Annotated in this window: 11 protein-coding genes; 5 read left to right on the forward strand and 6 right to left on the reverse strand. The window is 59.4% G+C overall.

Annotated features, from left to right (window positions below; genetic code table 11):
- The first annotated feature begins 4 nt into the window (after window positions 1-4).
- From traD to KB893_RS14350, 5 genes are all read left to right on the forward strand, one after another.
- On the forward strand, window positions 5-2,161 hold the full coding sequence (gene traD, locus KB893_RS14330) for a type IV conjugative transfer system coupling protein TraD (protein WP_211926052.1): 2,157 nt from the start codon (window positions 5-7) through the stop codon (window positions 2,159-2,161).
- Window positions 2,158-2,907 carry a TIGR03747 family integrating conjugative element membrane protein gene (locus KB893_RS14335; RefSeq protein WP_126624627.1) on the forward strand — a complete coding sequence of 250 codons (750 nt, stop codon included), beginning with the start codon at window positions 2,158-2,160 and terminating at the stop codon, window positions 2,905-2,907. The genes traD and KB893_RS14335 overlap by 4 nt, the downstream gene beginning before the upstream one ends.
- 107 nt (window positions 2,908-3,014) lie before the next feature.
- The gene (locus tag KB893_RS14340) at window positions 3,015-4,157 is read left to right on the forward strand and encodes a Thoeris type III anti-phage system protein ThcB4 (RefSeq protein WP_079380534.1); all 1,143 of its coding nucleotides are present in this window, start codon (window positions 3,015-3,017) and stop codon (window positions 4,155-4,157) included.
- Between the two features lie 3 nt (window positions 4,158-4,160).
- Window positions 4,161-4,748: a Thoeris type III anti-phage system protein ThcA gene (locus KB893_RS14345; RefSeq protein ID WP_043496611.1), complete on the forward strand. Its 588-nt coding sequence runs from the start codon at window positions 4,161-4,163 to the stop codon at window positions 4,746-4,748.
- Between the two features lie 41 nt (window positions 4,749-4,789).
- Window positions 4,790-5,275 (forward strand): TIR domain-containing protein, encoded by a 486-nt coding sequence (locus KB893_RS14350; protein ID WP_079758535.1) that lies wholly within the window; start codon window positions 4,790-4,792, stop codon window positions 5,273-5,275.
- A gap of 16 nt (window positions 5,276-5,291) precedes the next feature.
- On the opposite strand, the gene KB893_RS14355 is transcribed toward KB893_RS14350, so the two are convergent.
- The 6 genes from KB893_RS14355 to KB893_RS14380 form a co-directional block, all read right to left on the reverse strand.
- The gene (locus tag KB893_RS14355) at window positions 5,292-5,954 is read right to left on the reverse strand and encodes a uracil-DNA glycosylase (RefSeq protein WP_079380532.1); all 663 of its coding nucleotides are present in this window, start codon (window positions 5,952-5,954) and stop codon (window positions 5,292-5,294) included.
- A complete protein-coding gene (locus KB893_RS14360) occupies window positions 5,951-7,087 on the reverse strand; it encodes a nucleoside triphosphate pyrophosphohydrolase family protein (protein WP_043496606.1) in 1,137 nt (378 codons plus the stop codon). The genes KB893_RS14355 and KB893_RS14360 overlap by 4 nt, the downstream gene beginning before the upstream one ends.
- 3 nt (window positions 7,088-7,090) lie before the next feature.
- Entirely contained in the window at window positions 7,091-7,717 is a 627-nt protein-coding gene (locus KB893_RS14365) for an Nmad2 family putative nucleotide modification protein (protein ID WP_213173805.1), read from the reverse strand.
- Window positions 7,717-8,166: a TIR domain-containing protein gene (locus KB893_RS14370; RefSeq protein WP_230433948.1), complete on the reverse strand. Its 450-nt coding sequence runs from the start codon at window positions 8,164-8,166 to the stop codon at window positions 7,717-7,719. The genes KB893_RS14365 and KB893_RS14370 overlap by 1 nt, the downstream gene beginning before the upstream one ends.
- 14 nt (window positions 8,167-8,180) lie before the next feature.
- On the reverse strand, window positions 8,181-11,234 hold the full coding sequence (locus tag KB893_RS14375; RefSeq protein WP_213173806.1) for a type III restriction-modification system endonuclease: 3,054 nt from the start codon (window positions 11,232-11,234) through the stop codon (window positions 8,181-8,183).
- A gap of 156 nt (window positions 11,235-11,390) precedes the next feature.
- On the reverse strand, window positions 11,391-13,295 hold the full coding sequence (locus KB893_RS14380; protein ID WP_211927953.1) for a site-specific DNA-methyltransferase: 1,905 nt from the start codon (window positions 13,293-13,295) through the stop codon (window positions 11,391-11,393).
- Between the last annotated feature and the right edge of the window lie 11 nt (window positions 13,296-13,306).

The raw sequence follows: 13,306 nt of genomic DNA on the forward strand, positions 1-13,306 counted from the left end.
GCAAATGGCCCAACCGCATGCGGTCGAGGTGCTGCTGCGGCCAGCGGTGGAGCTTCATACCGTGGCGGTCTGCACCGGCGCCGCGATTCTGTGCCTGGTGGCACCGTGGTCGCTCGCGCTGAATCCGCTGCTCGGCCTGGGCTCGGCGCTGGCCTTCCTGACCTTCGGCGCGATTCGCCTGCGCGATGCCTGGGCGATCCTGCGCTATCGCCGCAACATCCGCCGCCTGCCGCGCTACGTGATGACCAGCCGCGACGTGCCGGTGAGTCAGCAACGGCTGTTCGTCGGCCGGGGCTTTCGCTGGGAGCAGCGGCACACACACCGGCTGATGCAGACCTACCGGCCGGAGTTCCGCCGCTATGTCGAGCCGACGGCGATCTACCGGGCCGCCCGGCGGCTGGAGGAGCGGCTTGAGTTCGCGCCGTTTCCCGTCTCGACGCTGGCGCGCGCGCTGGCCTGGGACAGCCCGCTCAACCCGGCGCGGCCGCTGCCGCCGGTCGGCGGACTGCCGCGCCTGCATGGCATCGAGCCGGCCGAGGTCGATGTCACGCTGCCGCTGGGCGAGCGCGTCGGCCACACCCTGGTGCTGGGCACCACGCGCGTGGGCAAGACGCGGCTGGCCGAGCTGTTCATCACGCAAGACATCCGCCGCAAGGTCCGCGGCGAGCACGAGGTGGTGATCGTCTTCGATCCCAAGGGCGATGCGGACCTGTTGAAGCGCATGTACGTCGAGGCCAAGCGTGCCGGGCGCGAAGGCGAGTTCTACGTCTTCCATCTGGGCTGGCCGGACATCTCGGCGCGCTACAACGCTGTGGGCCGGTTCGGGCGGATCTCCGAGGTGGCCACGCGCATCGCCGGACAGCTCTCGGGCGAAGGCAACAGCGCCGCGTTCCGCGAGTTCGCCTGGCGCTTCGTCAACATCATCGCGCGCGCCCTGGTCGAGCTGGGGCAGCGGCCGGACTACCTGCTGATCCAGCGCCACGTCATCAACATCGACGCGCTGTTCATCGAGTACGCCCAGCACTACTTCGCCAAGAACGAGCCGAAGGCTTGGGAGGTCATCGTCCAGCTCGAAGGCAAGCTGAACGACAAGAACATCCCGCGCAACATGATCGGGCGCGAGAAGCGCGTGGTGGCCCTCGAACAGTACCTGTCCCAAGTGCGCATCTATGACCCGGTGCTCGATGGCCTGCGCAGCGCCGTGCGCTACGACCGGACGTACTTCGACAAGATCGTCGCTTCGCTGCTGCCGCTGCTGGAGAAGCTCACCACCGGCAAGATCGCGCAACTGCTCGCACCGAACTATTCCGACCTGTCCGACCCGCGGCCGATCTTCGACTGGATGCAGGTCATCCGCAAACGCGCGGTGGTCTACGTGGGGCTGGATGCGCTGTCCGACGCCGAAGTCGCGGCGGCGGTGGGCAACTCGATGTTCAGCGATCTGGTCTCGGTCGCCGGCCACATCTACAAGTTCGGCATCGACGACGGGCTGCCCGGCGCAGCGGTGGGCGCCAAGATTCCAATCAACGTCCACGCCGACGAATTCAACGAACTCATGGGCGACGAGTTCATTCCGATGGTCAACAAGGGCGGCGGTGCCGGCGTGCAGGTGACGGCCTACACGCAGACCTTGAGCGACATCGAGGCGCGCATCGGCAACCGCGCCAAGGCCGGCCAGGTGGTCGGCAACTTCAACAACCTGTTCATGCTGCGCGTGCGCGAGACCGCCACCGCCGAACTGCTGACGCGACAACTGCCCAAGGTCGAGGTGTACGCCACCGCACTGATGAGCGGCGCCACCGACAGCTCCGACCCGCACGGCAATACCGCGTTCACGTCCAACACCCAGGACCGCATCAGCAGCAACAGCGTGCCGTTGATCGAGCCCGCGCATGTGGTGGCGCTGCCCAAGGGTCAGTGCTTCGCGCTGACCGAGGGCGGCAACATTTGGAAAGTCCGCATGCCGCTGCCGGCACCCGACCCCGACGAAGCCATGCCGAAGGATCTGCAGGAGCTGGCCGGCTACATGCGGCAGCACTACGTCGAGGCAGGAGACTGGTGGGAGAACCAAGGCATCCCCGGCCTGCAGGACAAGGCGCTGCCCGACGACCTGCTGGACGACTTCAAGCAGATGGCCGCGGCCGAAGAGGCCGAAGCATGAGCGATCCGGCCGTCGCGGCCCAGCGCCAGCAGCAACGACAGCAAGGCCTGATCGCCGGCCTGGTCACGCTGCCGTTCCGCTTGTTCGGCGTGCTGTGCGGCGCGCTGCTGCTGTGCATCCTGATCGAATGCGTCGGCATGCACTTCTTCTGGCCCGAGCAGGGCTGGCGCCACGCGCAGGGCATGCTGCACTACGAGCTGGATCAGCTCTCCACGCATTTCACCCGCAGCGCGCTGGTGCAGGAGCCGGGGCGCACCGCGCACCGGCTGGTCGAGCAGGGCTACGACTGGCTGTTCGTGAAGAGCGGTCTGCTGGACTGGATACGCGACGCCTCGGCGCAGGCCAGCGCCGGCAGCCATCGCCCGACCAAGGATTTCCGCCACTACATCGGCTTGGTCTACGTGAACGTGGAGAGCTACCTCATCGCGGCGGCCTACACGACGCTGGTCTTCCTCGTGCGGCTGCTGGTGCTGTGCCTGACCCTGCCGCTGTTCCTGATGGCCGCCTTCGTCGGCCTCGTGGACGGGTTGGTGCGCCGGGACATCCGCCGCTTCGGCGCGGGACGCGAGTCGGGGTTCATCTATCACCGCGCCAGGGCCAGCCTGATCCCGCTGGCCGTGCTGCCGTGGGTGACTTACCTGGCACTGCCGGTCAGCGTGAACCCGCTGCTGATCCTGCTGCCCAGCGCCGCACTGCTCGGCGTGGCGGTGTGCATTGCGGCGGCGACGTTCAAGAAGTACCTGTAGATCACTCCGGCTGTAGCAATTTAAAATTGCGGGGTTGCTTGCCTTCTTCGTTCAGACAGGCTCGCGCTTCGACAATCACGGTTGCTGCTGGAATCACAAGGAAGAGCATGACCGCCCTCTATCAACTTGCAGTGCTTGGTTCGCCAACCGATGCCCAGATTTCTGAGGTTGAAGAAGTCGTCGGAACTGCCGTAGGCATGTTCAACTTGCGACTAGGGCATGAAGTTGGATGGGAGGTGCGCCCGGAAGCGTTTAACCCCGACCAACAGCGCTCATCCGCTGCGGTATTTTTCGGAGGCGAGAATCCACCCCTTGCCAATGTGGCGAAGTTGCTGGAACGAGGCATCCCGTTACTGCCGATAGCGTCCGACGTCAATCGAGTTAGCGAAGAGATCCCTGAATTACTGCGACCTCTCAACTGCTTAGCCTATACGGCCAACGGACCACAGCGTGTCGCGACCGCTTTACTTGAGTGTGCGGGATTACTACCTCGCCAGCGTCGAGTATTTGTAAGCTACCGCCGCGGCGAAGCCCGTGATGCAGCCTTACAACTCTTCGATGCCTTGTCCGCTCGGCTATTCGATGTGTTTCTCGATACACATGGGATTCCACCTGCGGAAGATTTTCAGACGATGCTGTGGCATCGCCTTTGCGATTCCGACGTTCTTGTCATGCTTGACACACCAGGCTACTTTGAAAGCCGATGGACAAGCGCAGAGTTCGGACGCGCTCTGGCGAAAGGCATTAGCGTCTTACGGGTTGGCTGGCCAGACTGCACGCCATCTGCGCGAACAGCCACCGCCAGTCGCGCAGAATTGTTGCCCGAAGAAGTGGATGCGGCCACAGGACGCCTCGCAGACAGCGCTGTGGAGCGAATCTGTCTACAGCTCGAAGAAGTTCGCAGCCAAAGCCATGCGGTCCGTTCCGTCAATCTAGTGAGCAATTTGCGCAACGCTATTCAAACGATTGGCGGCCAACTTGTCGGCGTTGGACCGAACAAGGCGGTCTATATCCGACTACCGGATGGCCGGAATGTCGTCGTCTACCCAACAGTTGGTGTCCCCACGTCGACCACGTTGCATGACGCATCCACCAATTCGCCAGATCAATCGGTTGCCGTCGTTTACGATCATGTTGGCTTGCATCCCCGATGGCTGGGGCATTTGGACTGGCTGGGCCAGCATATCCACTCTGCGCGGTGGGTCAAAGCCAGCGAGGCTGGGTGGCAATTTGCGGACTGGGAGGTCTGAATCGTGAGCGCAATCTTCCTTTCAGCCAGTGTCCCACTTGTCGGCCGCGGCTCGTATCACGAGACCGCCAATCCATTCCTCATCCAGTGCGCTGTGAGGGAACTGGTCATAGCCGTCATCCGTCAGCACAAGATTGTGTGGGGAGGCCATCCCGCTATTACGCCCATGATCTGGAGCATTTGTGAGGATTTGGGTGTCGATTATTCTGGGTCCGTGGTTCTGTATCAGAGCACGTTCTTCAAGGACCGTTACCCGGAAGAAAACGACCGTTTTCACAATGTAGTCTTCACCAACGCAGTTGCCGGCGACAGGGATGCGAGCCTGCTGCTAATGCGGGAAGAAATGCTGTCGCGCGACGATCTCGTTGCCGCTGTTTTCATCGGCGGCATGGAAGGAGTGGAAGCCGAGCATGAACTCTTCAGGCAATTCCACCCCGCCGCCAAAGTTCTGCCCGTGCCATCGCCAGGCGGGGCAGCCCTGAACTTGGCCAAAGATCAAGGTTATTTCACCGACGTGGATCTTGGTGATATTGACTTTGCGCAACTCTTTCACACGCACCTCGCATTGAACATTCAAGGCGCAGCGAGCTGAATCTCCTCTGCCGATTCACACGAGCCAACGAAGGATTCGCCATGCCACGGAAAGTCTTCTATAGCTTCCACTATCAACGCGACAGTTGGCGCGCTTCCAAGATACGGAATATCGGTGTTGTTGAGGGCAACCAGCCCGCAAGCGATAACAAATGGGAAGAAGTGAAGCGAGGTGGCGAGGCCGCAATCAAGCGATGGATTGACGATCAACTGCAAGGACGGACGTGCGCAATTGTTCTGGTCGGCGCCGAAACGGCGAATCGCCCCTGGATTCGATATGAAATTGAGCAGTCATGGAATAGTGGCAAGGGACTCTTGGGAATACGAGTCCATAAGCTGCTGGACCATAACCAGCAACCATCAGTTGCCGGGGCCAATCCGTTTGACGCATTTACCTTGAACGACGGTAGAAAGCTATCCACCGTCGTCCGCATGTACGATCCACCGGGGGCCACCAGCAGCGCGGCCTATAACCACATCAGTGACAACCTATCGGGCTGGATTGAAGCGGCGATCGCTGCTCGCTAAGCAGCCCAGCCTCTCGTCAAAACAGCGACCCAGTGCTCATGGGGTGCCCATATAGTTCCGAGATTTGCTTCTGGAACTGGGTCTGTCCTCCGTAGCTAGGATGCCTCACGCAAATCACGGGTACGGAATCCGTGATGCGATGAGCCGCAGCGGCGGCATCGTTACCGATGGCGACGATACGCGAGGGGCGTAGCAAGACAATGAGCTGTTGGAGAAGTTCTTCGCCGGCTCGCCTCTCACGCGCGTTGTGCTGCCGGTTGGTGAAAGGATCTCCTGATTCATGCGGATGCAGAGGGAAAACGTTCCAGAGAAAGATGCGAGCATCAATATGTTCCAGCATGCCCCATATGACCGCGGCGGTTCGTTCGGCCACAGCACTGCCTATCGTCGGCCGCTCGGCGACCTGGTCGAGATTCCAACGCCTAGCGTGCTGGCTTATGTGAACGTCGTCGGTCAGGGCTAACCCAGTGCGGCGTCCTCCGCGGTATCCGAGGTCTCGTCCGATCCATATCGCGTCTACGGGTTCCTCGGTTGCACGACGCAACATGGCGGACAGTGCAGCGGCACGGCGACGTGGTGCGTCGCGTCTATCATGAACTTCACAACAATCCGAATACGGATTGAAGCAGTCTTCGAACTGCAGCGAAGCAACTGCATCAACGAACGGGTGGATCTTCATTTTTCAGACTCAAGTGGCATGTATTTGATGGTGCGTTGTTCTCGGTTTCCAATGATCCAGCCACCTTGATTTGCCTTGAGCTGGCGAAAGACAGCATAGCCATCCAGGATTGCCTTTTCCCAGAGCTTTAGCGGACATTTCTCCACTTCGTAACCACTCACGAACTCACCAATGGTCTTGAGAAACCCAAGTGAGACCTTTTCCTGGTTCTCGAAGAAATTCAGCTCCTTGGCCCTGGAGAAAATCCACGCTGAAAGCCCTTCCTCCACGACGATGGCCCGACCACTGTCCTGCTCTTCATCGTATTTCGGATTGCTCTTTCGCTTGTGCTTGATCAATGCCCGCATCACAGGCGACCAGTGCAGGATTGCGGCATAAGCAAAGTGGAAGACATCATGGAACCGGTAGCCATCGCGATCGGCAATGTTGTCCGTCAGAGGGTCTCCGATGAATACACCCTTCCATTGGAGATAACTCTTGCCGCTGCCTCGCTGATTGACCCGGATTTTGAAATCCCTGGGCAGTTGTTCCTCAATTCCAAACTCACTGTCGAAATCAAGGCCAGCCAGGTCTTCTGCCTGCGGCTCCAAGAATGCGCCGCGAGCTTTCCGGAGATTTCCGCGAGCCACCTCCGAAAACGCAAGCTCGGCCGCGTGGATTGCATCCAGATAGGCCCGTGCGAAAGCAATCAAGTCTGCACGTGCAGGCGTGCTTCCCAGTAGGGCCGCCGCTGACTGCCCCAAACGCACCAAGGTGGCATCCAACGAAGCAGTCACGGCGACGGGCACAGCGATATAGGCTAACGCACCTTCGGTGATGTCACTTGCAGCGCCCACATTCTTAAAGTTTCCGTGGTTCGCAGCTTCCGCGAAGATCTCTTCAAGAGGAATCTGCAGGCGCCTGCAGATTGCGGCCAAATACCAGAGGGTGTCGCCAAACTCCTCTTCTGCTGCCTTCTTGAAACCAGGGTAAGCCGTTCTCTCTCGAACATTTTTCTTGGCCGTAGCCATTATTCCGCCGACTTCTCCGTATAGACCTTGGAGGACAGGGTTGAAGTCATTCGGGTTGAGTACGTCTGTGGCTGCAATTTCCGCAGCGTAATCCGAGAGCAAGAGGGAGCCTTCCTTTTTCATCGGTCACCTACGAAGAGTCAGCCATTCGAATGGAGCGCCCTGATAACCGCTCACGTTAAAGCTGCGAATCCATTGCTCAAGGTTCGCAATCAGTTGCGCATCGTCAAAGGTGGTTAGGCCTCTTCCTGTTTTGCATAGAGGCCGATCTTGCTGGTCCTTCAGTTCCTCGGGAAACTCCGGACCCTCTCCCCCGAAATACACAAAATCATTACTGATCAGAACCCTATTGACGCCCGTATCACGGGCGACATGGTCCGGGTTGAGCGTGCCATTGAGGCGGGAGTGAAATGAGTCTCGCTGCTGCCAGGCAGCTCCAGGCACGGCCCTGAAGTAGATGTTGTCTCCGCAACTTTGCTTCCGACTTCCATTGCGGTACGGCTTCTTGTATTCAAACCGTGGATCTGCGCCGTATTCGTCAAATGTCATCGCCTCGGTAACGCGCATCGCGTACACGAGACGCCCGCCACGTCGGACAGTTCTATCATTGCTGCCACTGCCGACCACCCAATCACCGATGTCAGCGGATCGGCGGATATTGGGTTTGCAGGTCGCAAGCGTGCAGTAGCCATAGAAAGGATTGGGTGCGAAACCACTGTCGTATCGCACCACATAGGAGTGAATGCGAGCCATCAGCAGGGATGCCGCATGAGTGGAACCGGGTCGCAGGCGCCGCCGTCAGGCTTTTCCCACGAGTCCTTCCCATTGATCGCGTCAATGATTGCATCGCCGTTCCACCCAACCAAGGCGTCGGCATACTCTTTCAGGGCATCCGGGAGGTCGCATTCCTTCTCACCATGCTCCCAAACACCAACAATGCGCTTGCCCTGTTTGGCCGCATACTCAATTTCCCAGTTCACCCAGTCGCTGTTCTTGGTCTGGGGGGAGACGTAGCAAATGAACACTCCGGCCCAGTTGATCGCAGGGGCAAGGATCTGCGTCTTTATGTAGTGCTCATCGGAAGCATTGTTGAACTTTCCTGTATGGATGGAGGAATCCCTGATTTCCATCCCATTTGGAGCCAACAGATCCTTGAGCTTTTGGAGCCCGTGATCGTCCTTATGGACATGGCTGATAAACACATTCCTTTTCTCTGTCACCTGTCACCTCCAAGGTTTTCATATGATCTGAAGATCGCAGCCGATTCAGCCAAAAGGTCGATGACAGAACGCTCGACCACGTAGCGTGCCGGATTCTCGCCAACCGCCAGCGCCTCAAAATGCGCCTCGCCACAGGCGATTTTTGCGCGCTCCTTGTTGCGCAGGTCGTCAGTGAACAGGCTGCCCTTGGTCTCCACCACGAAGTAAAGACGCTGCGCGCCGTCTTCCTCCACCAGCACGGCCCAGTCGGGGTTGTAGCTGCCCAGTGGCGTGGGCACCTTGAACCAGCCGGGCAGCTTGGCGTAGAGCTTAATGGCGTCGTTCTTCTCAAGCGCATCGGCAAAGTCGCGCTCGGTTGTCGAGTCATAGACCACGTGCTCGTAGATGGACTTTTCAGTGTCCATCAGCATGTCCTTGAGATAGCCGGTCAGCTCCTCCTGATCGAACAGTTCCTGGGCATAGAAATGTTCGTCGCCCAGCTTTTGGTACTTGATGCCATCCACCAGCGCCAGGCGCTTGCAGCGGTTGATGGTCTCGGCGGTCAGCTCGATGAACTGCTGCGGGTTGCGCTTGAAGTCGTCCAGCCGCCCGCTGCCGCTCAGGATGGTGGCGATGCTCCGGCGGGTGAGTTGGGTGCGATCCTGGAGGTCGGTGAGCAGGTCCGGCAGCTCGACGTCCGTCTCGTCCAGGACGACAGTTGCCGCGCCCGCTTTCTCCGTGGCCTCCACCCCTGCCTTGCCGATGGCGATGTCGGCCTTGCGCCATTGCAGCCGGGCCTTGGGGATGGCCGGGGCTTGTCGAAGCGAATCGATGCAGTTCTGGATCAGCTTGTCATTATCGAACTGCACCCGATAGGTCGTCTTGTGCTTGATGCGATCCCACAGCTCCTTGAACTCGGGGCTGAGATAGACGCCCTTGCGCACGGCAACCTGCTTGCGCTCGTCGGCGTTCTTGATTTCCAGACGGCCCGACACCTTGCGCAGCACCTCGGCGATTTGACTGCGCTGCGCGTCGAACTCCGCAGGTAGCGCCAGGGTTCCATCCTTTAACGCCGTCTTCAGCGAGTCCTGCACCTTGCCCTTGGCGTCGATGTGTCCCGCAGCCTTCAAGTGCTCCCATAGCACCTTCGACTGTTCGACACCCAGGGGCACGGTTTGGCCATCGGCCGCCGTCACGGCGATAGCAGCGAACTGGTGTTGCTCGACGATGCCAAAGCGGATGCCGGTGTCGGCCTCTATCTCCTTCTGCAGGTTCTCGGCGAACTGCTCGTAGTTCTCGGTGGCGATCACGGTCAGGGTGTTGACCTCGAAGCCCCGCACACGCTCACCGTGCTGATTCACGCACAAACGCAATCCGCGGCCGATGGTCTGACGACGTTCGCGCTCGGTCTGAATGTCGCGCAGGGTGCAAATCTGGAAGACGTTGGGGTTGTCCCAGCCTTCCTTCAGGGCCGAATGGGAGAAAATGAACTTGAGCGATGTGTCGAAGGACAGCAGCTTTTCCTTCTCCTTCATGATCAGGTTGTAGGCGCGCTCGGCATTCTCGCGGTTGCCCGCATTGTTCTCTGCGGTATCTGTCCAGCCACCTTTCTTGTCGATGGAGAAGTAGCCGTTGTGTACTTCCTCTGCAGCGGAGTCCAGGTCGATCTCGGCGAAGAGGCTCTGGTAGGCCGGCAGCTTGGCGGCACGCCGATACTCCTTTTCAAAGATGCGGGCGTAGTCACCTTTGACCGTATTGCCGTCCGCGTCGTACTGGCGGTACCTGTCCACCGCATCGATGAAAAAAAGCGATAGAACCTTGATACCCAGCGGCCGCAGGCGCTTTTCCTTGTCCAGATGCTCGCGAATCGTGCGACGGATCATTTCGCGTTGCACGGCCAGCGCATCCACGTCACCGTGGGCTTGGCCCGGCTTCAAGAAAACTTCTCCACCGGGGTAACGCAGCTCCATGAACTCGTCGCCCCTGGCCGTGTTGATCTCGCCGACGCGAAAATCGGCATAGATCGGACGCTTGGCAAGCTGCTCCAGGTCGTCACCATCGGATACGACGAGCTCCTGCCGCTTCACACCGCTGGCGGTGGCCACATCCAGTTCGACCCTGGCACTGATGGTCCCGCGCTTGTTGGCCACCGATATCAACCGCACGAAGGGTTTGTTGTGCGCATCCTCCACCGTCGCCGAGGCCACCTCGATCTGTTTGACCAGTTTTCGCTCGTAGGCATCGACTGCGTCGAGGCGAAATACCATGTGGTGCTTGTCCACATGGGTCGCGGAATATCGCAGGGTGCAGAGTGGATTCATCGCATCCAGAGCCTCTTTGCCGCGCCCCTCGAGGCCACCATCCACACTCTGGGGTTCGTCCACGATGACGATGGGCCGGGTCGCCTTGATCAGGTCGATGGGCTTCTCTCCGCCGGTCTTCTCGCTGTCCTTGTAGAGGTTGTTGACGTCCTTCTTGTTGATGGCGCCCACTGTCACCACCATGACTTGGATGTTCGAGCTGGTGGCAAAGTTGCGCACCTGCCCGAGCTTGTTGGAGTCGTAGAGGAAGTAGTCGAAGGGCACCCCGGCGTAGAGTCCCTTGAAGTGGTCTTCGGTGATCTGCAGGGTCTTGTAGACGCCTTCCTTGATCGCGACCGACGGCACCACGATGACGAACTTGGTGAAGCCGTAGCGCTTGTTCAGCTCGAAGATCGTGCGCAGGTAGACGTAGGTCTTGCCGGTGCCGGTTTCCATTTCCACGGTGAAGTCGCCGGAAGTCAGCGCGCCGGAGGGCGGCAGGCCACCACGCAACTGGATGTCCGCCAGATTCCTGAGAAGCTCGTCGTCAAGCAGGGTCAGTCGGTTGCCAACGCCCAGATCCGACTCGGCCATGCCCAGCGTCATTTGCTCAGGCTGGGTCCCGGGAAACAGGTCCGATCCCACCGGCATCGGCGCCTTCATCGTCACCGTGAACTCGGTGCGGCACACCTCCTGGCCACGGAACAGGTCGCACACGGCCGCAATGGCCTGCATCTGGTAGTCGAGGTTGGGCTCGAAGTGAAGTTTCATGGCGTACCTCCCTGTACGCCACCCTGCGGGCAGCCTTCGGCTGTGCAAAACGGCTGTCCTGCCGTTTTGTCATGCGTACCTCCCTGTACGCCACCCTGCGGGCGCACTGGCGCGCGTGCAAATTCCCTATCCTGATAATTTGTCATAGCGGCACCATCACAGACTGCGCACGTTCTGGATGCCGTGCTGCTCCAGAATGGCGGCGAGGTTGGTCTTGGCGACATCGTTTTCAAAGGCGCTGTCGCGGAACACGCAGGTCGTGTCACCGGCGGGCGCCAGTTCCTTGTGCCAGTCGATGATGCCTTGGGCCAGCGGCTCCACCTGCTTAGCCGTAATCCGCTCGGCAAGGCAGGCCATCAGCACGCCGCCACCCACGGAATGCACCTCACGGCTCGCGATGGTGCGCTGCTCGATGGGCACGCACAGGTCGAGGCCGAGCTTGAGCAACAGCTCAAATAGCAAGTCGGCCTCCGAGCGACCTTCGAGCAAATGATCTTGGTGGTCGAACAACGAGGCTTCCAGATCCGCCGGGTTGGGGTTCCAGGCGCGGATATTGGAGTGGTCCAGCTTGAAGACGCGGAAGCCGATATCGCCGGTAAACAGCGGGTTGTCGGCTTTGATCTTGGTTGCGGCGCGGCGCAGGCGTTCTTTGGTGAGTTCGGCGATGTTGCGGGGCTTGCCGAGTTGATCGCAGAACTCGGCGGCGGCCTTCTGCTCTTTGGTTTCGGGGTCAAGCGGCTCGGGAAGCTGGACCAGCACATATGAGCGCTGCCCGCCATCGACGGCATTCTGAGCCATCACGGAGTGCCCACTGGTACCCGAGCCTGCAAAGAAGTCGAGGACGATTGCGTCCGATCCGCTACCTATCGCTGCAATGGTTTTAAGAAGTTTCGTCGGCTTCGGGTTGCTGAAGTATTCGCCACCCATCAAATCTCGAACTTCGGTGCTGCCGGTCCGGGTGCGCCCGAACCGCTCATCAACCAGTAGCGAGCGCGGCTTTCCGCCGGGTTTCTCGTAATTCTTGGTGTATACATGTCCGTCCTTGAAAACAAGCGAATCCATATTGTTCTTGACCTTGTCCTTTGACCAACGCCAGATGGCATTGGGTCGCGTTTGATCACGGTGCTCCAACTTGTAAATCGTTCCATCAGGTCCAACAAGGTCGTAGTCCATCGAGCTGGAATACTGCAAATTTTGCTTATCAAGGCGCTCCAGCGAGTAGCGACCGTGTTCGTCCTCGTTGTTGTATGTCGTGGTTGCAACTGCATCAGGGTCAAGGCCGACGATGTTGTCAGTCCTCTCGCGCGAGAAACAAACGACATATTCATGATCGACGGCCACTTCACCGCTGTCGTTCGCACCACCAGACTTGCTTTTCCAGATGAATGACGCAATGTGGTTTTCTTCACCAAAGACTTCGCTACAGGCCTTGATCAGATTGTCGATTTCTTTATCGTCGATCGAAATGAAGATCACGCCATCTTTGCGAAGAAGATTTCGCGCCAGCTTCAAGCGCGGATACATCATATTGAGCCAGTCCGTGTGAAAGCGCCCCGACGCTTCGGTGTTCGAACTGATCTTGCGCCCGCCCTCCACCTGCCCGGTCAGTTCCAAATAGTTCTTGATGTTGTCCTGGAAGTTGTCCGGGTACACAAAGTCCTTGCCGGTGTTATAGGGCGGGTCGATATAGATGAGCTTGACCTTGCCGACATAGCTTTTTTGCAGCAGCTTGAGCACTTCGAGGTTGTCGCCCTCGATCATCAGGTTCTGAGTGGTGTCCCAATCCACGCTCTCGTCCGGACAGGGGCGCAGAGTGCCGGTACTCGGTGTCAGCGCCAATTGCCGGGCGCGGCGCTTGCCGTGCCAGTTGAGTCCGTATTTCTCGTCGGCATCGGTGACGGTCTGGTCACCCACCAGCGCCTTGAGCACATCCACATTCACCGCCGTGCCGTTCGGGCCTTCAGTAATGAGCTCCGGGAATAGGGCCTTGAGCTGGTCGATGTTGCCCGCCACCAGATCGGTGGACTGGGCCAGGTGGCTTGCGGCGTCGATGATCTGCATCTGCTTCTCCA

Source organism: Coralloluteibacterium stylophorae (genome assembly GCF_018122625.2).
In the GTDB taxonomy this organism is placed as follows: Bacteria; Pseudomonadota; Gammaproteobacteria; order Xanthomonadales; family Xanthomonadaceae; genus Coralloluteibacterium; species Coralloluteibacterium stylophorae.

Excerpts from the sequence above, each read along its gene's own strand:
- KB893_RS14350 (WP_079758535.1), top strand. The coding sequence starts at position 4,790 with ATGCCACGGAAAGTCTTCTATAGCTTCCACTATCAACGCGACAGTTGG.
- KB893_RS14340 (WP_079380534.1), top strand. The coding sequence starts at position 3,015 with ATGACCGCCCTCTATCAACTTGCAGTGCTTGGTTCGCCAACCGATGCC.
- KB893_RS14335 (WP_126624627.1), top strand. The coding sequence starts at position 2,158 with ATGAGCGATCCGGCCGTCGCGGCCCAGCGCCAGCAGCAACGACAGCAA.
- KB893_RS14360 (WP_043496606.1), bottom strand. The coding sequence starts at position 7,087 with ATGAAAAAGGAAGGCTCCCTCTTGCTCTCGGATTACGCTGCGGAAATT.
- KB893_RS14355 (WP_079380532.1), bottom strand. The coding sequence starts at position 5,954 with ATGAAGATCCACCCGTTCGTTGATGCAGTTGCTTCGCTGCAGTTCGAA.
- KB893_RS14375 (WP_213173806.1), bottom strand. The coding sequence starts at position 11,234 with ATGAAACTTCACTTCGAGCCCAACCTCGACTACCAGATGCAGGCCATT.
- KB893_RS14380 (WP_211927953.1), bottom strand. The coding sequence starts at position 13,295 with ATGCAGATCATCGACGCCGCAAGCCACCTGGCCCAGTCCACCGATCTG.
- traD (WP_211926052.1), top strand. The coding sequence starts at position 5 with ATGGCCCAACCGCATGCGGTCGAGGTGCTGCTGCGGCCAGCGGTGGAG.
- KB893_RS14365 (WP_213173805.1), bottom strand. The coding sequence starts at position 7,717 with ATGGCTCGCATTCACTCCTATGTGGTGCGATACGACAGTGGTTTCGCA.